Here is a 21,360-nt window from a genome sequence, read left to right as displayed (position 1 = left end):
ACAAGTTCTCCTCCATGCATATTAAGCACTCTGATTGCCTTCCATTTGCGTTTTATACATATCGTAATAACGCCCGCGCTTTTTCATGAGTTCATCATGAGAGCCTTTTTCTAAAATGGTTCCTCTATCGAGCACAATAATTTGATCTGCGCTTTTAATCGTTGAAAGGCGGTGAGCGATAATAAATGTCGTTCTTCCTTTTTTTACAACTTCTAGTGCTTGTTGAATCATCGCCTCTGTTTCTGTATCAATACTAGACGTTGCTTCATCTAAAATTAAAATAGCCGGATCAAAAGCGAGCGCCCTAGCAAACGAAATAAGCTGACGTTCTCCAGTGGAAAGCGTACTTCCCTTTTCTGTAATTTCTTCATTTATATTGTTCGCAAATCTTTCAGCACCAACATCACGTAACGCCTTTACAATGCGCTCTTTTGAAATTTTTTCATTTTCTAAGCTTACATTGGAAGCGACCGTCCCACTAAAAAGAAACGGGTCTTGCAGTACGATTCCCATATGTTCACGGGTTGCTTGTTTCGGCATCTCTTTTACATCGTGACCATCAATCGTAAGCTTTCCTTTTTCAAACTCATAAAATTGAAAGAGTACATTCATGATAGAACTTTTTCCTGATCCAGTATGACCGACAAGTGCCACTGTCTCGCCTTGTTTCGCTTCAAAAGAAATATTTTTTAACACTTCATCTTTTCCATTATAAGAAAATGATACATTATCAAATTTTACATTTCCTTTTAAACGAGGCATACGTTCTTCTTCTACCGGTTCCCCTTTTTCCTCTAACAATTCAAAGACACGTTCTGATGCAACGCGCGCTTGCTCTAAGTTTGCAAGCTGGTTCACCATATTCGTAATTGGCGAGAATAATCGTGTTAAATAATCGACGAACGCATACAGTACCCCAAGTGAAATAATACCTGTAGCACTTAATGACGCACCGCCGAAATACCAAATTACTCCTGTGAAAGCGATATTTCTTAATACGGCTACTAAGTTATGCGAAGTTGCTGCATTTAAATTTAAAATTTTATTTTGATACTTAAAATAATCGCCATTTAATTCTTCAAATTCTTTTTTCGTTTCACGCTCTTGACGGAACGCTTGAATAATTGGCATCCCTTGAATGGATTCATTCACTGTTCCGTTAATATCAGATAAACGAGAGCGCATTTTATGATTGTATACAGACGCGTATTTTCTATAAAGAATCGCCCAAACAATTAAAATTGGGATAATTAATAAACATAATGAAGCGAGCTTCACATCTAATAAAAATAACGCAGCGAATATCCCAATAATATAGATGATACTAGAAACGAATGTTGCCAGCACCGTTACATATAAATCACGAATGGCCTCTGTATCATTCGTCACACGCGAAACAATTTTCCCCGCCGGTAAATGATCAAAGTACCGAATTGGCAACGTTTGAATATGAGAAAAAACATCTTCCCTCATAATTTGAATAATTTTGTTCGCTGCCTTCTGCAAGAAGAACTGCTTTCCGTATGCAAATAATGACACGACTACTAATAAAGCGAAATAGCCACCACCAAGTAATAATAGACGGTTTATTTCTGGCTTATAAAATGCAAATACTTCTTCCTTTGTTAATGCTTTCGCTTTATAAACTTGCACCGCCTTACCATTTTGAACGGTAATCATATCCCCTTTTACAGTCCGTGCCCCTTCCGCATTTACTTTATTCGGTACAAAATAATATTGAAAACCGACTTGCATCACACGTACTTCTTTACCTTTTGTCTCGCCTTGTTCAAAGCGATCACTTCGCTTATAAAAAGCGCCATTATACGAAACAGCTTCTTCACTCTTTTCTGTTTCATACCAAGGTTTCTCTATCCCGACGATATGATCATCAATCATCGTTTTAGCAACGAAAGGACCAGCAAGCTCTGCGATGACGAAAATAAATAACATTAACATCGCAGCAAAAATCGTCCCTTTCACTTTCATCGCGTATTGAAACAACCGTTTTGAAACGCTCATATTTTCACCCCACTATCCGCACTTTCACTTTCACCTTGTTGTCTTTCAAACTGTTCAGCATACCAGCCTCCGCTCTGGATAAGCTGAGCATGCGTACCTTCTTCTATAACTGCGCCTTCATCCATAACGAGAATCCAATCCGCATGTTGCACTGCAGATAAACGATGCGTCGTAATAATCGTCGTCTTTCCACTTCTTTCCGTTCTTATATTTTCAATGATCGCTGCTTCCGTACGAGCATCTACAGCTGATAAAGAATCATCCAAAATTAAAATTTCTGGATTTTGAATAACAGCTCGTGCAATCGAGATCCTTTGTTTTTGCCCTCCTGATAAAGAAACACCTTTCTCTCCAACGAGCGTTTCTAACCCTTCTGGTAAAAACTCTAAATCCTTTTTAAACGCAGCAATTTCAATTGCTTTCTCTAATTCTTCTTCAGTCGCTTCCCTATTTCCGAATAAAATATTTTCTCGCGCTGTTTTTGAGAACAAAATATGCTCCTGCGGTACATAACCAATCCAGCCGAGTACATTTTCATTCGTCATTTTATCTAATGTCACATCAGAAACTGCAATATCTCCATCTCCAAGCGGATATTGGCGAAGAAGCTGACGTACAAGCGTCGTTTTCCCGCTTCCTGTTTTTCCGACAACCCCTAGCGTTTCTCCTTGCTTTAATGTGAAAGAAACCTTTTTTAAATTTTCTTCAGTTGATGAAGGATATGAGAAAGACACATCATCAAACTGAATATAATCCGGCTCTTGCACAAGCTTTGGATGTTTCGGATTCTTTACATCTGGCTCATACGCTAACGTTTCATTCACACGGTCAAGCGAAGCATTTCCTCTTTGCATAACATTAATTAATTCACCAATTGCAAACATCGGCCAAATCATCCTCCCTAAATACACGTTAAAAGAAACGAGTTCACCAAGCGTCACCTTTGACTGGAACACAAGGTATGCACCGTACACTAAGCCGATTAAATAACTAAGACCGACAAGCATTTTCACAGTTGGTTGGAATAATGCATCAATCTTTGCTACCTTCATATTTTTTTCGTAGACGTCATCTCCTAAATGATGAAATCTTTCCTCGTCTGCATTCTCTTGTACGTATGCACGAATAACACGCACACCAGCGATTGATTCAAGCACTTTATCGTTCATATCACCAAACGCATCTTGCGCAACGGTAAATCTTTCATGCAATTTCTTTCCATATATATTCATCGCATACGCCATAATTGGAAGCGGAATAAGCGCTGCAAATGTAAGCTCCCAACTAATTGTAAATCCCATCATAAAGACAATCGTAAGCATATATAAACTAGAATCCACAAGCGTTAATATACCAAAACCAGCTGTCATAGCGATTGCTTTCAAATCATTTGTCGCTCTCGCCATTAAATCACCAGTACGATTTTTTTGATAAAAAGTCGGCGTCATCTTAAGTAAATGCCCCATAAATTTAGAGCGCATCGTTTTCTCAAGCACGAATGCACCGCCAAACAATTGATGTTGCCATACGAAAGTGAGGCCATATCCAACGATCGTAACCCCTATTAAAATAAGAATAGACTGTATAATAGCTTCGTTCGATAACGTTCCTGTTTTTATGTTATCTATCGTAACCCCTAACACTTTCGGGGGAATCACTTCAACTATATTCACAATTAAAAGAGCTCCAATGGCAATACTATATCTCTTCCAGTGCTCCCTAAAAAACCATTTTAGCTTTAGTAATACTGATAACAATGTAACCTCTCCCTTCTCGTTCTCGTTTACCTCTCATTTCTTTATCCACTATCCAGACCTATCACATTTACATTTCGTAACCCATACAATCTCATCACATTTTTCCACCTTCCAAAGTTTTTTTTCGGAACTAAACAAGGGAAAATAAACAAAAAAAAGCATACCGCCGCTTGACGATATGCACAGGAATGCATAAAAAGCGTACGTTACGATATACGCAACGTACGCTTCTTATAAGACAAAGATGCCCTATATATCCGTACGGGTTGCGTAATGATATGAATGTTTTCTGCCATTTAACAGAGCTAAGCCCATTACATTTACGATTACAATCATTACGCACACCCCTTTCATTTATTTTCCATTTATAATCTTACAACTTTATTGAGTATTCTGTCAATTATTTTTTCACACTTTAAATAAAAATATATGATACACCATTTTGAAATAAGGGAATATTCCATAAGAAAGGGCATACAAAATAAAAAAAGAATAAGAAATCGTTTTCACAAACATTTCATTTGAAAAATGTTATCAAACCCCCTACAATCACCTTATACTCACTCTTACAAGTTGCTATTTTAGGAGGACTAATCATGACAACTAGCAATACGTACAAATTTTATTTAAACGGAGAATGGAGAGAAAGCTCTTCAGGAGAAACAATCGAAATTCCATCTCCATACTTACACGAAGTAATTGGACAAGTACAAGCAATTACTCGCGGAGAAGTAGATGAAGCAATTGCATCTGCAAAAGAAGCTCAAAAATCATGGGCAGAAGCTTCTCTACAAGATCGCGCAAAATACTTATATAAATGGGCTGATGAGCTCGTAAATATGCAAGATGAAATTGCCGATATCATTATGAAAGAAGTCGGTAAAGGATATAAAGATGCGAAGAAAGAAGTTGTTCGTACAGCTGACTTTATTCGTTACACGATCGAAGAAGCTTTACATATGCACGGAGAAAGCATGATGGGCGATAGCTTCCCGGGCGGTACAAAATCTAAGCTTGCGATTATCCAACGCGCACCACTTGGTGTTGTATTAGCAATCGCACCATTTAACTACCCAGTAAACTTATCTGCTGCAAAACTTGCACCAGCATTAATTATGGGTAACGCTGTTATTTTCAAACCAGCAACTCAAGGTGCAATTAGTGGTATTAAAATGGTTGAAGCACTTCATAAAGCTGGCCTTCCAAAAGGTCTTGTAAACGTAGCTACAGGACGCGGTTCTGTAATTGGTGACTACTTAGTAGAGCACGAAGGCATCAATATGGTATCGTTCACAGGTGGTACAAACACAGGTAAACATTTAGCGAAAAAAGCTTCAATGATTCCACTTGTATTAGAACTTGGTGGTAAAGATCCTGGTATCGTTCGTGAAGATGCTGACTTACAAGATGCTGCAAACCATATCGTAAGCGGTGCATTCTCTTACTCTGGTCAACGTTGTACAGCTATTAAACGTGTACTTGTACACGAAAACGTAGCGGACGAGCTTGTTAGCTTATTAAAAGCACAAGTAGCTGAACTATCAGTTGGATCTCCAGAACAAGACAGCACAATCGTTCCATTAATCGACGACAAGTCTGCTGACTTCGTTCAAGGTTTAGTTGACGACGCTGTAGAAAAAGGTGCTACAATCGTTATCGGTAACAAACGTGAGCGTAACTTAATTTACCCAACATTAATCGATCACGTAACAGAAGAGATGAAAGTTGCTTGGGAAGAGCCATTCGGTCCAATCCTTCCAATCATCCGTGTTTCTTCAGATGAACAAGCAATTGAAATTGCTAACAAATCAGAATTCGGTCTGCAAGCAAGTGTCTTCACTAAAGACATTAACAAAGCATTTGCAATTGCTAACAAAATCGAAACTGGTTCTGTTCAAATTAACGGACGCACAGAGCGCGGCCCTGACCACTTCCCATTCATCGGTGTAAAAGGTTCAGGTATGGGCGCACAAGGTATTCGTAAGAGCCTTGAGTCTATGACACGTGAAAAAGTAACTGTATTAAACTTAGTTTAATCTTATAAAAAGAAGCTGATCTATTTATAGATCAGCTTCTTTTCTATATAAATACTTCCGAAAAACGGAGTATTTCATTCTACTTCTGATTTGGTTTTCCTAATCGAACTAAAACATGCCATAATAATTTTAATTCCTGAAGCACTTCTTCATAAGTTCCACGATCACTCCAAGATAATGGATTGCACTTCAAATCCACTACAGCAGAGCCAATTATATTTGCATCAATACAATGATTCCGTGCAATACGCCTTGCTAAAGATGGCATTTTTGAACCTCTAAAATCCATCGGAACTTCGTCTACCGCAAGTACAAAACCGATGTGCCAATACAAATCAATAGCATACTTCAGGCAAATTTCTTCTAAAACGTTTCCTACATCCGTACCCTTAAATGAAGGATCTGCAACAAGCGCTTCCACGTCTTCTTTTAGAGAAATCTCTCCATGAATCTGCGCTTCAATATAATGATTAAGATTACGGGCTGGCTCTTTGCTTACTACATCTATAAACGGCCTTTTCAGATTAGCCAGTAAATGATTAATTAATATTGTTGGCGTCAAATTTCCTTCACCAATTGCAAAATCTCTTACGAATGTCTCTTCCAAAAGAGCAGCTAAAATCATATCAAACTCCTCATAAGTCCCCTTTTCTTTCGGATCTTGATGCGAATCTAAATACGTATATGTAGAGCGCGAAGAAACTTTTGGAGATAAGAGAAAATAACAGGAACCAAAACGCGGAGCCGGCCCATCTGGATGTAACATTAAATTTAGCGCTCCGTATTTTGGCCGTTGCTCATTCGTTACGCCTTCTAATTGATATGCCCCTCCAAATATTCTTTTTTCCCAAAGGTCACGTTCACCACCAGGATAAGCAGATACGCTTCCATTAGATAGTAATGTTTCAAACTGACTTTTATATACTCCTTGCTCAAATAGTGCTTCAGCAACACTTTTCATATTCGAATCAAGTCTGTCTGGATGAAAGTGTAAAGCAATCCTTGCATGAGATTTTAAATTAGCGACAGCTTCTTCAAATATTTCATCTGTAATATTAGACATTTTAAGTATATGATTAATCGTTGCTTTAGCCTCACGTTTTTCGTTCTCTGCATATTTTGAAATATACTCTAAAGCAAATAATTGAGATCTTAATAATTCCATAATCCAATCTCCCCTTTAATTGAACTGCCCTTAAACACTTCAATTAAAAGCTTATTCTTTCCTTCTTATGAAACGAACCTGATTTATTAAAAAAGTAATTTACTAAATCTTAATTATGTATACACGCATTTTTCATGGGTAAATGTACACATTCTACAGAAATTTGATACCCTAGCTATCGCCGTTTCTTCTGCAGAACTAATAATCGTTATGTCTTCTCCTAGTTCCTTTTTTATATAGGACTCTAAAAGTGGATAATGCGTACATCCAAGAATTAACGTATCTATATCTTCTTTCGTTAATGGAAGTAAAGCTTGTTTCACTTGCTGCGTGACATATGCTGTATCTTCTAATTGATTTTCTACAACTGTGGCTAAAGTCGGGCAAGCATAGCTATGCACTTCCAAATATGTATCCAGCTCGTGTAATGCTTTTTCATACATATTAGATTTTATCGTACCTACAGTTCCAATTACCCCGATTTCCCCTTTCTTTGTAACTTTAATTGCCGCTCTTGCTCCTGGATGTATAACGCCAATAACTGGAATGGAAAGTGCTTCTTGCAGCGCATTCAATGCAGCAGCTGCAGCAGTATTACATGCTACGACTAGCGCTTTTAATGGAAACTGTTTGAGGAACTCAACCATTTCAAATACGAAAGATTGCACCTCCTCTACACTTCTTGGCCCATACGGACAACGCTTATTATCACCAATATAATAAATGCTTTCTTTAGGCAATTGTCTTATAATTTCGCTCGCAACTGTTAATCCTCCAACTCCCGAATCTAGCACACCTATTACTGAATGTTTATGACATACAGACATTTACTTCATCCCCTTTTCAATCATCTAGCGCTAATAACATGTATTATATTACGAAAATTCAAATATCACATAACAATCCCTCTTACTTTTAATCACAAACTCTTCTCTATAATCTGATTATTACTATATCCATTGACGTATAAAAATTCATTTGTTACTCTTAAAGACGTTAATTTAATATTTAAATCCTCATTCGTATCTCGGTGAGGTAGAGGTTGCAATCATTAAGAGTATCATTTCAGGAGATGTAGTGGCATTGATGAAGGAATGAGAAAGGAATGGTTGCCGAAGTAAGTCGTGTCCACCATGCACGCTTGCTGGGTCTGCATTTAATAAGTGCAGAACTGTCACAAACGTTTCGTTTGTGGAGAGCTATCGAGAGGTATGTCGTGGGTTTCTTATAAGATAGAAAGCATGTAGCGGCAAATTACGTGCTTTTTTTGTTTTGTTTGGGACTTCTCTTCCTGACTCAGGAAGACATACATATCTCCTCGCTTGACTTGGTTATACTAACTTTGGAGGTATTTTCTATGCAACAAAAAAAATGGGGCTTTTGGGTACTAACAGCTTTCGTTGTCGGTAACATGGTTGGCGCTGGTATTTTCATGGTGCCAAGTACGTTGGCACAAACAGCAAGCCCACTCGGTGTCACTTTAGCTTGGTTAACTACAGGGTTTGGTGTTTTAATGCTAGCTCTTGTTTTCGGTAATTTAGCAATTCGTCGTCCTGATTTAACGACAGGGCCACAAAGTCATGCATATGCTTTATTCTCAACACCAAAAAAGAAAAAAATGGCTGGCTTCAGTATGGTATGGGGATATTGGGTTGCAAACTGGGCAAGTAACGTTGCCATCATTACATCATTTGCGGGATATTTATCACTCTTCTTCCCAATTATGAAAGATACGCAACTACTATTTTCAATCGGCTCGTTTAACGTAGAAGTCGGAAAACTAATTACATTTACGATTTGTTCCATCTTACTTTGGGGAACTCATATTATATTAACAAACGGTGTAAGCGGAGCTGGAAAACTAAACTTCTTAGCAACAACAACGAAAGTAACTGGATTCCTTTTATTCATCGTCGTTACGTTATTTGCATTCGAAGCTTCTAAGTTTGGACAATGGTACACACCGATGATTGATAAATCAGGTGCATCACACGGTCTTCTTTCACAAGTAAATTTAGCTGCTCTTACAACGCTTTGGGCGTTTATCGGAATTGAATCAGCCGTTCTTTTATCAAACCGTGCTGTTTCTCCAAAAACGGTAAAACGTGCAACAGTTGCGGGATTACTTATTACAGTTGCGATTTACTTAGGAATTACAATTTTAACAATGGGTGTACTTCACGTTGATAAATTACAAGCTTCTGAACGTCCATTAGCAGATGCACTAAACGCTGCAATGGGTCATGGCGGCGGGAAACTAATGGCATTACTTGCTCTTACTTCCCTATTCGGTTCCATCTTAGGCTGGATTTTATTAAGCTCAGAAGTACCATACCAAGCAGCAAAAGAAGGTTTCTTCCCTTCCTTCTTCACGAAAACAAATAAAAAAGGAAGTCCAATTTACTCATTACGATTAACAAACATTATGTCGCAAGTATTCCTATTCTCAACATTATCAGGAACCATTGCGGAAGCTTATACATTCGTTATTACCGTATCAACACTGGCCTACCTCATTCCATATCTCGTTTCACCAATCTTCCAGTTAAAACTAGTCGCAACTGGTGAAACATATAAAAATGAAATGCGGGCAAGAATTACAGATGGCATAGTCGCAGTTATCGCACTTTGCTACGCACTATGGGTTATTAAAACCGGCGCATCCGATATAAAAACGTTCCTTCTCGGAATTGGTTTATTCGTAATTGGATTTGCTTTCTATCCATTAATGAATCGTGATCAGAAAAAAAATAACGAAAAGAAAAACGGGCAAGTTGCATAACGCAATTTGCTCGTTTTTTCTTTTGTAAAACATATATAATAGAACAAAGAGGTGAAAAACATGTCAATCGAATCGCTATGGAGCAGTCGCTTCCAACAACATATTCAAAATATCATTACATACTTTGCACGTATGATTAACGGTTTACTATATAGCTTTATCTTTATTTCATGCGTTGGTGCATATTATTATGCTCAGTTTCTAAAAGCATCTCCTTCTAAAGGAATATCTTTAATAATTATAACGATTGTACTTACATTCATTATAACGAGATGCCCTATCCGTACATTTATTCAAAAACCTGATGCTGTCTATTTACTAGCACTAGAAGAGAAATTAACATCTTATTTCAAAAAATCTCTTCTATACAATTACATCATTCAGCTTTTCCCATTGTTATTTACGTTCCTTATTCTCGTTCCACTTGCTATGCAATCATTACAATTAACGGTACCTTTTTTATGTACAATCTTTATCGTGTTAATGATTACGAAAGCCTGGAACATGTACATACATTGGATGTGGCGTGATAGTCACGAAAAAAATATATGGCTAATCATTTGTATTACTTGTAACGCCCTAATCATTTACATGCTGTTTTATTCCGCAAATGTTCTCATATTGGGCGGACTACTCTTACTACTTGCTTTCCTACTTCTATATACGAAAAAACAGCCTACAAAACGAATACCGTGGGATTACATAATCGAGCAAGAAGAAAAAATGAACGTTCGTTTTTATCAATTTGCTAGCATTTTCACAGATGTTCCGCAACTGAATAAACAAGTAAATAAAAGAAAATGGCTTACAAATTGGATTGAACCTTTATTACATAAAAAACGAGCCACTTTCTTCTACTTACATACACTAGCATTTTTACGTGGAAATGATTATTTCGGTATATATATTCGCTTAGGATTGATCGGTGCTTTCGCCTTATATTTCATACCAAATATATACGTAAAAGGCGCTATCGCTTACATCGTTTTATATATGATCTCTATGCAGCTTCGTTCACTATGGAAATATTTTTCGGGAAATATTATTGTAGCATTATATCCAACCCATACTGAAGAAAGGATGAAGCAATTTCTTAGCTTAATCTTTATATTGCTAAGTATTCAACTCATTGTATTTTCAATTGTTATACTCATTGCTACAGGACAATTTTTACATAGTCTTATCATTATGATTATCGGATTAATCTGGATCAAATTTATTATTGTACCAAAAACGAAGCAAAGAATTTCCGCATTTTAACGAAAAGAATTATCTTAAAAGCCAAGGAGCAAATAAATTTTCTCCTTGGCTTTTTTATTTTTTAATGTTAAACCTATCGTTCATACTTAATTAAAAACTTTAGGTATGTTACTCCTGTTTTTCTTAAGCATAGAGTGCTATACAACCCCCCTTTCTTCCCCTTGATGTTTTAGGGTTTAATTATGATTTTTACATACAAAAATCATAATACATGTTTACATACTAATAAAAAGGGTATCTATTAAATTAACAGAGTAAAGGAGGGGCCTATATTGTGAATAAAAAAATGGAACAATTGAAGCATCACGTTACTGACAATCAATGCAAACATGCTTTAACAACAAATCAAGGGGTAAAAATAGCTGAAGATGAATTTTCTTTAAAGATGGGCTTAAGAGGCCCAACCTTAATGGAGGATTTCCACTTTCGCGAGAAAATGACCCATTTTGATCACGAACGAATTCCCGAAAGGATTGTTCATGCACGCGGGGTTGGCGCTCATGGTTATTTTCAGCTTTATAAATCTTTAGAAACATATACGAAAGCAGATTTTCTTACTAATCCTTCAAAGAAAACACCTGTATTTGTACGGTTCTCAACCGTTCAAGGTTCTAAAGGATCCAACGACACAGTAAGAGATGTACGCGGATTCGCCACAAAATTTTATACAGATGAAGGAAACTATGATTTAGTGGGTAATAATATGCCAGTATTCTTTATCCAAGATGCTATTAAATTTCCTGATTTTGTCCATGCAGTTAAACCAGAACCACATAATGATATTCCTCAAGGAGCTAGCGCTCATGATACCTTTTGGGACTTTGTTGCGCATAATCCTGAGTCCACTCATATGGTCATGTGGCAAATGAGCGACCGAGCTATTCCGCGTAGTTTACGAATGATGGAAGGTTTTGGAGTTCACACATTTCGACTCATTAACGCAGCAGGAAAAGCCCATTTCGTAAAGTTTCACTGGAAACCTACCCTCGGGGTTCATTCATTAGTATGGGATGAAGCTCAAAGGATTGCTGGGAAAAATCCTGATTTTCATCGTCAAGATTTATATGAAGCAATTGAAAAAGGGGATTATCCTGAATGGGAGCTTGGATTACAATTAATTCCAGAAGAAGATGAACATAAATTTGATTTTGATATTTTAGATCCAACGAAATTATGGCCAGAAGAAGAAGTTCCCGTAAAATTAGTTGGTAAAATGACATTGAACAAAAATGTTGATAACTTCTTTGCTGAAACAGAGCAGGTAGCTTTTCACCCTGGTCATGTCGTACCAGGTATTGATTTTTCAAATGACCCTCTTCTGCAAGGAAGATTATTCTCCTATACAGATACACAATTATCTCGTTTAGGGGGCCCTAATTTCCATCAAATCCCTATCAATCAGCCCGTATGTCCTTTTCATAATAATCAACGTGATGGTATGCATCAAATGCAGATTCATCGCGGTCAAACAAGCTATCATCCTAATGGATTAAATAACAATCAACCTGCAACCGTCCAAGCCGAACAAGGAGGATATGAACATTATCAAGAAAAGATTGATGGGCATAAAATTAGAGGTCGCAGTAAAAGCTTTCTTAACTTTTATTCTCAGGCTAAACTTTTCTACAATAGTATGAGCCCTATTGAAAAGCAGCACATAAAAGAAGCTTTTTGCTTTGAAGTTGGGAAGTGTAAATCAGACATGGTGAAGGCAAATGTAATTGCTCTCCTAAACCACGTCGATCGTCAATTAGCACAAGAAGTCGCTAACATTATTGGAGCTCCTTTACCTAAGGAAAATCACGAAGTAAATTCAGATGCAAAATCACCTGCACTAAGTATGTCCAATACTATTTTTAAATCTGATTCCAAAAATGTTGCAATTCTATTAAATGGTGACCCAAGCGTCTCACTTCTGTCCGAATGGATTCAAGCTTTTGTACAACACCGAATTAACTATAGCATCATAGATAATAAAATTTATCAGTTCAATGATTCTATTAAAGTAACTGATACTTATACAACAACAGACTCCTCCCTTTTTGATGCAGTATTAGTGTTTAGTAGTGAGTCTGTCATTCAACCCCCTGTTTTAGAATTTGCAGAAACTACTTTTAAACATTTTAAACCGATAGCTCATGTCCTTAGTAATCCTCATGCTTTGGACCATAGTAAGATTAAACTGGATGGAGCAGGAGTTTATAACTTAACAAACACTTCAATTGAATCATTTATAGAAGGCATTGCCCAAGGAAGATTCTGGAACCGACAATATAAGGAGCGGATTAGAATGAGTAAAAAAATTGCTATTGTAATAACGGATTATTTCGAGGATACAGAATACACAGAGCCAGTAGAAGCTTTTAAACAAAAGGGATATGAATTAACAACTATTGAAATGGAAAAAGGGAAAACAGTACACGGTAAGCAAGGAAAAAGTGAAGTCGTGATTGATAAAAGTATTGATGGTGTTTCTCCAGAGAACTTTGATGCCCTCTTCATACCGGGTGGATTTTCTCCAGATATACTTCGTGCAGATGAACGTTTTGTTCGCTTTAGTAAAGCATTTATGGATGCGGAAAAACCTGTTTTCGCTATTTGTCACGGACCTCAGCTACTCATCACTGCACAAACACTTGAAGGACGTGATGTCACTGGATATAAATCTATTGAAGTCGATTTGAAAAATGCCGGCGGGAACTTTCATGACAAAGAGGTCGTCGTATGTCAAAATCAGCTAGTAACAAGTAGACAGCCAGAGGACATCCCAGCGTTTATTGAAGAATCGTTGCGTATATTAGGATAACTACCCTCCTTTTATTTACATGAAAATAGTTAATCATTGGGGTTTTATTCATCCCCTACTGATTAATTAGCCCTCACCAACTGGTCGTTTACAGGCAATCCGACCACCACAAATAGCAAGATAAATAAAAAGAGGGGAATCCAAAAGTTCAGTTTTAATAATCTTTTGGATTCCCCCTTTTCTCGCCCAAAAATTCCTTATCACTTTTCATAGGCAGTTCTCATATAGTGAAAATGACTATATAATTCCTATCCATAAGTTAAATAATGATTTCGCACATATATAAATACAAAAGATGGGAGCCTTATTTATGAATAACAATCCACCTTCAACGCCCCCAAATCCAACGGAAACGAATAATAATGAAGTGAGCTTACAAACGTTACGCGTTATTGGGCTAATTGTACTGATTAGTGGCTACATATTAGTAACGCTTTCTGAAGTAGGCACATTAAAAAATCTTTTGCTACAGCCTAGTACTACTCCAAATTTAGCTGAAGTTGATCCGTTCTAAAAATTATATAAAAAGCGAATCCCAGTATAACTGGTTCGCTTTTATATAGTTTCATCCAATTTGAGAAACATTTCTCTCATCCTCATACTTCTCTTTCCCTATCGCTTTCATAAATAGTAAAATACTGCTCATACCAACGATAAAGTACAGAGCACTCATGCCCCAAGATGCAATAAATGAACCTAGCATAACACCTAATGCCCCGTTCATTTTTGCCACTTGAAAGACCATTCCGTTAATCGCCATATAAGAACCTCTTGCCTCATTTGGCACCATATCTGCCATAATAGATTGACGCACTGGCACATACATCATCTCACCTACCGTTTGGAAAAGCCCTGCAATTAATAAAATCCATAAGCTATTGCTCGTTCCGAGTATTGTAAATCCAATTGTATAAATGAATAAACCTACATATAAGATTTTCAAATCGTTGAAGCTTTTCAGCATTTTAATAAGAAGTGCTGAACATAACACAACTAAAATTGTATTCTCTGCAGAAATCCAGCTCAGCATGCGAATCCCTGTTAAATCAAACGTAACACCATTCCCGAATAAAAAGTGCACCGTTTCAAATTCCTTCTGCAAGCGAACACCTAAATAATTATTAATTTGAAACTCTAAAGACAATGTACATATACTCGCTGCACAAAAAATTAAAAATGCTTTATCTTTCATCACGACTTTATAACTATCTGCCATATCTTTTAATACATTTTTCTTCTCCACCGTTTTTCGTGCTACATACACTTCTTCCATATACACAGCCATCACATATAAAGTAATAATTGCAACAAGCGTTAATACGATAAACAATTGCAATCTATAGTTTTCAAATAGTAACCCACCAAATATTGCTCCAATCGCAATGGATAAATTAATAGCCCAATAATTAATGCTGTACATTACTTTTCGATTTTCAGGTGTACTCACATCAATTAACATCGCCTCTGTCGCAGGATTCATAAGTCCAGATCCTAAACTATTCACTAGCATAAAGATAAATGTTAACCACGGTGAATCTACATAATCCGAATTCGCAACTCCCATACAAGCAATAGAAATGACTTGTATACTTTGACCGATAATCATAACCTTTTTACGCCCAAGCCGGTCTCCAACATATCCACCGTATAAACCAATTACTAATGAAGCTATGACATTAATGAGTAGTAACGCACCAGCAACCGCACTACCTAACTTTATTGAAAAATAAATCGCCATAAATGGAAAAATCATCGTGGACACAGTACGTGTTAAAAACGAAGTTATAATTCTAATTTTTATATTTCGATGCATACTCCAAAATCCCATTGTTTCCCCCTCCTTATGCTTACTTATTTTACTTTGAAAAAAAGGAAGAAAAAGGTTAGAATATTCTAAAGAGTTTCCCCTTTTATGATAGAAGGAAGTGTATATATGAAAATTATGGACTATTACATTAGACTAAGACTACATGCACAAGATCAACAACATATGCGAAATAGCTTACAAGAATTAGCGGATGTTTTATATTGCAGTACGAAAAACGTAAAGATTTTATTAAAGAAAATGAGCGAGGAGCAATTAATTAGCTGGACTCCAGGGCGAGGCCGCGGAAATAAAACGGAAATTCTATTTATACATAATTTCGTAGAAGCGATTGAGTCCTATACAGATGACCTGTTAGCGCAAGAAAAATTAAAGGATGTTTTTCTTCTTTTAAAAGAACCCCTCCCCCCTGCACTTCAAAAAAAGATAGAAAACAAACTACATCATCATTTTGGATACGAACCTTCAAATGGTATGTACGACATATTAAAGATTCCTATATCGAGAAAGATATTCCCATTAGATCCGGCTTTTGTGGCTGTAACTACAGAGAGCCATCTTACGAGTCAAATTTTTGATACGTTAGTCGTCTATAACGATGTTACTGAAAAAATGGAACCACACATTGCGCATACGTGGGAATTAAGTGAAGATGGGCTTACGTGGACTTTTTATTTACGAAAGGATGTATATTTTCATAACGAAACAGTTTTAACTTCTAAAGATGTACAATTTTCATTTGAAAGACTAAAAGAGGTTCACTCTCCTTTCGAATGGTTAACAGAAGAAATTGTTCAAATTGAAACGCCATCACCACTGCAAATTCGATTTCATTTAGCAAAACCAAATTTATTTTTCTTACACTATGTAAGTTCCATGCAGCTCGCAATTTTACCGCGTGATACGAGTATTCAAAATCATCATTATATAGGTACTGGACCTTTCAAACTTGCTCATTACTCTGAAGATAATATCGTACTCGAAGCGTTCACTCATTATTTTAAAGAGCGCGCATTATTAGACCGTATTGAATTTTGGGGTATTCCTGACCATGTGCAAATAGATGCTGATTATGAACTACCAAACGAAGAGGAAAATGAAAGGCATGATATACAAATAGAAGAAATAGGTTGTATTTATGCTAGCTTCAACTTTACAAAACCTGGTCCTCATCACGATATTTACTTTCGAAAGGCTTGGAGAGAACTATATGATGTTGAAACGATACTTCGTAGCATAGAGGGTAGACGAACAATTGCTGCATCAAGCTTCTTCCCTGATAGAAGCCGCCTTGCAATAAGAAGATCCTACTCTTTAGAAAAAGCAAAAGAGTATTTGAAAAAGAGTACATATAATGGAGAAACGATACATATTTACTTCTTCGCATTTAAAGATAGTGCAAATGATGCATATTTCTTAAAAGAACGATGTGAAAGTTTAGGTATACAAGTAGAGCTTCACCCATTTCCCGTTTCAGATTATATAGATCGCTCTATTGATAAACATGCTGATATTATTTTCATGGGAGAAGTCTTTGCTGCCAATCATGAAATTGCATTCTTAAATGTATTTAAAAATAAAAGTTGCTTCGTAAATCGGTTCATGGACCCGCACTACGAAAAACAAATTAACTGTTTACTAGATACATTTTTACTAGAAGAAAATAAAGAAAAGCGTTATGAACTCATGTATGAGATTGAAGAGTTTTTACAAGCAGAACACATCATTTTATTTAACTATCACGTTTTAAAAAGAAAAACATACCCTTCTTCTTTAAAAAACGTAACAATTGATTCATTTGGTTGGGCAAATTTTGCGAAGTTATGGATACAGCCATCTACGTATTAAAGTGTGAGTTTTTATAAAAGGAGAAGGTACTACATCCTTAGTAGTACCTTCTTCACATACTATTATTTAATTACTCCATCTAAATGATCTTTCAAGTTCACTAAAAACTTCTCTATATCCGGATTCTTCACCACATCATAACAAGCAAAACTCTTTAACGGACTCATACCGAGAAACTTTTGCACGCGGTGTAAATGACTAAGCGCTGATTCTAAACTTTCTCCTTCAAAGAACTTCGTCTTATCTCCAAATGCTTTTTCAGGTGCATTCCAAGTTGTAGAGAACATATACTCTTTCTCTTTTAATAAACCACCTGTTCCATATTCATCTGCACCTTTAAAGAACAAACCGTATTCATATACTTCATCCATATACGTTTTAAATAAGCCCGGTACACTAAACCAATAAATCGGTGTTTGATAAATAACAACATCGGCCCATAAAAACTTATCTTGTTCTTCTTTAATATTGTAACCATCTTGAATCGTTGTTGTTTTCACATGATGATTCTCGCCTAATACAGTAACCATATAATCTACTAACGTTCTATTTAATCGTCCTTCCTTTGTACCGTATTTTTCATGTCCATTTATAATAAATATATTTTTCATCGTTTTTCTCTCCCCTATATGATCTACTCTTCGGCTATTAAGCCGAGTTGCTGCTGTAGTGTAAGATTATCTTCTAAATGCCAATCTTCCGTTATCTTTCCGTCTTTCACATGTAAAATATCAATTGCAAAAAAATTAATTTTCTTACCATTATGCATTCCTGTAAAAAAAAGACGGGCTGTTACTTTATCACCAACAACTAATAAGTCTTCAATCTCACAATGTATATCAGGCACAACTTTACGAAAATTTTGCGCTGCAAACTTTAATCCTTCAATGCCTTGTGGTCGCCCTTTCGGCAATGTATTATCGAAAAAATTTTCAGTAACAGTCTGCGGAATAAGTTCCTCCTTACCTGTATCCCAAAATGCATAAAAACGCTGCGCCGCATGAACCATTTCTGTCGCTTCTTTTTTACTTAGTGAGGGATCAATTGTCATTGCTTTTGGCCTTGGCATTTCTTTTAATAACTGAACTTCACCTTTTTGTTCCGCGCCGCATGCTACAAGCACAATACAAATAACAAACAAACTAAGAAATCCAAGTAACTTTTTTATCCCCATGGAAATCACCACCTCCTTATATAAATCCTTTTTGTTCCGTATTGCTATTGTATATGCACTAACTTCCTTTATGGAAGTAGTGATATTTTTTTCATATAGTTACCAAAAGTATAGTTTTGTGATACTATAAAGCAAATTCATCAAAAAAAATTTTATGGAGGCTAGTTCCATGAACAATATAGATCCAGTTGAATTAACGAAAGGTTTACCTGGCATACCTTGTCCTATCGCTAAAACGCTTGATGTAATTAGTACAAAATGGACGTTTTTAATCATTCGTGATCTTCTTATCGAAGGAACATTACGCTTTAGTGATTTACAAAAATCAATGAATGGGATTAGTCCAAAAACATTATCGCTTCGACTAAAAGAATTAGAGTCTCAAGGCATTATAACGAGAAAAGTATATCCAGAAGTTCCGCCTCGTGTAGAGTACACATTAACGGATAAAGGAAAGCAATTAGAGGGGATTTTTATTGAATTAAAACGGTTTGGGTTAAGTTTATAAAACAAAAACCCCTTACAGTCGTAAGGGGCTTCATTACTTCGCAAAACTTTCAACCAACTGTTTCTCTCTCCACATAAATGTAATAGCGAGACCAACTATTAAAACAACTCCTGAAAATGCATATGGGTAATGAATGTTCATATCAAATAATATTCCGCCCATCGCTGGTCCTGCGATATTTCCTAAACTCGTATAAGTCGAGTTCATCCCAGCAACGAATCCTTGCTCTTTTCCAGCTGCTTTTGATAAAAACGTCGTTAAAGCTGGACGAAGTAAATCAAATGCTAAGAAAATGAAGCAAGTAACGAGAAGTACAATCCAATAATTAAAGACTACAGTTGAGACGAATGCTAATACTGCACCTACAATTAAACATATTTGGATTAATACTTTCTCACCGAACATGTCTACCAATTTGCCAAACATAAATACTTGCACAACTACCCCAAAGATTGAACTGATTGTAATAATTGCTGCAATATCTTTCGGCGAGAAACCAAATTTATGATCTGAGAATAAGCTAAACACAGTTTCATACGCCGATAATCCGAATGCGAGTACAAATACGATAATAAATGCAATTGCATACATTGGATGTAATGATTTCTTTAAATCACCAATAAAACTTGATTCTTTCGTATTAGAAGAAATCTCTGCAAGTTCTTCTTTCGTTAACGGTTCTTTTAAAATAAAGATTGAAATCACACATGCTATAAAAGCAATTGCTGCTGCAACGAAAAATGGCACACGTATACCGTATTCTGCAATAAATCCGCCGATTCCAGGCCCTATAATGAATCCAGTACTAATAGCCGCAGATAAGTATCCCATCGCCTTTGGACGTTCCTGAATAGATGTAATATCCGCAACATATGCCGTAACACCAGGCATAATAAAAGCAGCACTAATTCCGCCTAATACCCTTGCTACATAAAGCATCCATACATCTTTTCCTAATCCAAAAAGAAGCTCTGAAACACCAAAAATAAATAATCCAATGATTATCATTTTCTTTCTACCGTAAAGATCAACCCACCGGCCTGTAATAGGTGAAGTAATGAGCTGTGCCATTGCAAACACTGCAACGAGATATCCCATCGTCTTCCCTGTTAAATGCATATCATTCATAAAGGACGGCATAACCGGAATGATTAATCCAATCCCTAAAAAAGCGATAAATATATTACTCAAAAGAATGACCAATACCATCTTTTGTTCTTTTATCGGTTTCTTCACTTTCTAACACCTCTTCCCGTAAGTTCCTCTCAAAAAATAATGCCCAAGAAGCTTTTTCTTTATCCTGCTCTTTGCGGGCTAGTAATGAGTGAGGATGCCTCCACTCATTAGAATTTCACTCTATCCTTCCACACATACATAAGCATTAGGTGAATGACTATCATTCAGTTTTCCTCAAAAATGAACCTACCTTTTCAGACAGGTTCATCTTACTACTTCTTTATATGTAGTGCATGTGTTAAAAAATCTAGTACTTCTGCCTTTTGCAAATCCACTTGCTCATCATCTTTATGATCATATAAATAAACTTGTTCCGCTGCTGATTCAACTAGAGCGATAAATAACTTCGCTGTTCGCTCTGCGTGAACCGAATCACGAATTTCACCAGCTTCTTTCGCCTCACTTAAAAATTCGCTTAACCACATATAAAGAGGCTCATACACAGCTTCCCACTCTTTTATATGTTCTGTAGATGCAAGACCTGCATACATTAAAGCTTGTATTTCACGATATTCCTCTATAAATTGAAACACCGCATCGATTACTTGTGCCACTTTATTTGAAAAAGGTACATCTTTTTGTACTTTCTCTTTCACTGCAAGTATCATCTTTTCAACCATCACTTCTGCTATTGCAGGCATAACAGATAGCTTAGAAGGAAAATATAAATAGAAAGTTCCTTGCGCAATGCCAGCTAATTTCACGATATCAGAAATCTTCGTTTTTTCGACGCCCTTTTCCTGAAACACTTCAATAGCTGCATAGACAATTTTCTCTTTTTTATTCATCATCTAAACCCTTTCACACGCATATTGAATGACTGTCACTCATTTTATAAGATAATTGATTGTACTGTCAATGATAGTGAACTCTAAGAGGAAATCATTTTTTTTATAATAAAATCTCCTAATAAACAATTAGGAGATAGAAATACAATATAT

15 protein-coding genes, 1 pseudogene and 1 riboswitch are annotated in these 21,360 nt (G+C 36.3%); of the genes and pseudogenes, 7 read left to right on the top strand and 9 right to left on the bottom strand.

Translation table 11 applies throughout. The features are described 5' to 3' along the window. Positions 1–21 precede the first annotated feature (21 nt). Together DN399_RS04445 and DN399_RS04440 are read right to left on the bottom strand one after the other, a co-directional pair. Positions 22–2,022: an ABC transporter ATP-binding protein gene (locus DN399_RS04445; protein WP_149149346.1), complete on the bottom strand. Its 2,001-nt coding sequence runs from the start codon at positions 2,020–2,022 to the stop codon at positions 22–24. Continuing rightward, positions 2,019–3,779 (bottom strand): ABC transporter ATP-binding protein, encoded by a 1,761-nt coding sequence (locus DN399_RS04440; RefSeq protein WP_149149345.1) that lies wholly within the window; start codon positions 3,777–3,779, stop codon positions 2,019–2,021. The genes DN399_RS04445 and DN399_RS04440 overlap by 4 nt, the downstream gene beginning before the upstream one ends. Before the next feature lie 596 nt (positions 3,780–4,375). Here DN399_RS04440 and gapN point away from each other — a divergent pair. Next, positions 4,376–5,815 (top strand): NADP-dependent glyceraldehyde-3-phosphate dehydrogenase, encoded by a 1,440-nt coding sequence (gene gapN, locus DN399_RS04425; protein WP_000213634.1) that lies wholly within the window; start codon positions 4,376–4,378, stop codon positions 5,813–5,815. A gap of 79 nt (positions 5,816–5,894) precedes the next feature. Here gapN and DN399_RS04420 read toward each other — a convergent pair whose 3' ends face one another. Both DN399_RS04420 and murI read right to left on the bottom strand, forming a co-directional pair. Continuing rightward, entirely contained in the window at positions 5,895–6,980 is a 1,086-nt protein-coding gene (locus DN399_RS04420) for a DUF3626 domain-containing protein (protein ID WP_149149344.1), read from the bottom strand. A gap of 109 nt (positions 6,981–7,089) precedes the next feature. Then, a pseudogene (murI, locus tag DN399_RS04415) lies at positions 7,090–7,807 on the bottom strand (glutamate racemase). Between the two features lie 201 nt (positions 7,808–8,008). After that, a riboswitch (Lysine riboswitch) is annotated at positions 8,009–8,190 on the top strand. Positions 8,191–8,337: 147 nt separating this feature from the next. On the opposite strand from murI, the gene DN399_RS04410 reads away from it, so the two are divergent. From DN399_RS04410 to DN399_RS04390, 4 genes are all read left to right on the top strand, one after another. Further along, positions 8,338–9,762, top strand: a complete 1,425-nt coding sequence (locus DN399_RS04410; RefSeq protein WP_098300002.1) for an amino acid permease — start codon at positions 8,338–8,340, stop codon at positions 9,760–9,762. A gap of 60 nt (positions 9,763–9,822) precedes the next feature. Beyond that, positions 9,823–11,022: an ABC transporter permease gene (locus DN399_RS04405; protein ID WP_149149343.1), complete on the top strand. Its 1,200-nt coding sequence runs from the start codon at positions 9,823–9,825 to the stop codon at positions 11,020–11,022. A gap of 274 nt (positions 11,023–11,296) precedes the next feature. Further along, on the top strand, positions 11,297–13,828 hold the full coding sequence (locus tag DN399_RS04400; protein WP_349237034.1) for a DJ-1/PfpI/YhbO family deglycase/protease: 2,532 nt from the start codon (positions 11,297–11,299) through the stop codon (positions 13,826–13,828). 310 nt (positions 13,829–14,138) lie between these two features. Next, positions 14,139–14,342, top strand: coding sequence for a hypothetical protein (locus DN399_RS04390; RefSeq protein ID WP_001063866.1), 204 nt, complete (start codon positions 14,139–14,141; stop codon positions 14,340–14,342). A 51-nt stretch (positions 14,343–14,393) separates the two neighbouring features. Here the strand turns inward: DN399_RS04390 and DN399_RS04385 are convergent, their stop codons facing one another. Then, positions 14,394–15,656, bottom strand: a complete 1,263-nt coding sequence (locus DN399_RS04385) for an MDR family MFS transporter (RefSeq protein WP_000508230.1) — start codon at positions 15,654–15,656, stop codon at positions 14,394–14,396. An 84-nt stretch (positions 15,657–15,740) separates the two neighbouring features. Between DN399_RS04385 and DN399_RS04380 the strand changes: the two genes are divergently transcribed. Continuing rightward, a complete protein-coding gene (locus DN399_RS04380) occupies positions 15,741–17,501 on the top strand; it encodes an SgrR family transcriptional regulator (RefSeq protein WP_149149342.1) in 1,761 nt (586 codons plus the stop codon). A gap of 62 nt (positions 17,502–17,563) precedes the next feature. Here the strand turns inward: DN399_RS04380 and DN399_RS04375 are convergent, their stop codons facing one another. Together DN399_RS04375 and DN399_RS04370 are read right to left on the bottom strand one after the other, a co-directional pair. Further along, positions 17,564–18,112, bottom strand: coding sequence for an NAD(P)H-dependent oxidoreductase (locus tag DN399_RS04375; protein WP_000789190.1), 549 nt, complete (start codon positions 18,110–18,112; stop codon positions 17,564–17,566). Between the two features lie 23 nt (positions 18,113–18,135). Next, on the bottom strand, positions 18,136–18,675 hold the full coding sequence (locus DN399_RS04370) for an ester cyclase (RefSeq protein ID WP_000511570.1): 540 nt from the start codon (positions 18,673–18,675) through the stop codon (positions 18,136–18,138). A gap of 169 nt (positions 18,676–18,844) precedes the next feature. On the opposite strand from DN399_RS04370, the gene DN399_RS04365 reads away from it, so the two are divergent. After that, positions 18,845–19,183 carry a winged helix-turn-helix transcriptional regulator gene (locus tag DN399_RS04365; protein WP_001059472.1) on the top strand — a complete coding sequence of 113 codons (339 nt, stop codon included), beginning with the start codon at positions 18,845–18,847 and terminating at the stop codon, positions 19,181–19,183. A gap of 33 nt (positions 19,184–19,216) precedes the next feature. Here the strand turns inward: DN399_RS04365 and DN399_RS04360 are convergent, their stop codons facing one another. Both DN399_RS04360 and DN399_RS04355 read right to left on the bottom strand, forming a co-directional pair. Continuing rightward, complete coding sequence (locus DN399_RS04360; RefSeq protein ID WP_149149341.1) at positions 19,217–20,419, bottom strand: MFS transporter; 1,203 nt, start codon at positions 20,417–20,419, stop codon at positions 19,217–19,219. A 212-nt stretch (positions 20,420–20,631) separates the two neighbouring features. Next, positions 20,632–21,210, bottom strand: coding sequence for a TetR/AcrR family transcriptional regulator (locus DN399_RS04355; RefSeq protein WP_002023345.1), 579 nt, complete (start codon positions 21,208–21,210; stop codon positions 20,632–20,634). Between the last annotated feature and the right edge of the window lie 150 nt (positions 21,211–21,360).

Source organism: Bacillus sp. AR4-2, from assembly GCF_008274865.1.
GTDB classification, from domain to species: Bacteria; Bacillota; Bacilli; order Bacillales; family Bacillaceae_G; genus Bacillus_A; species Bacillus_A cereus.
The sequence above is the reverse complement of the archived record's forward strand: the minus strand, read 5'-3'. Positions and strand labels throughout refer to the sequence as shown.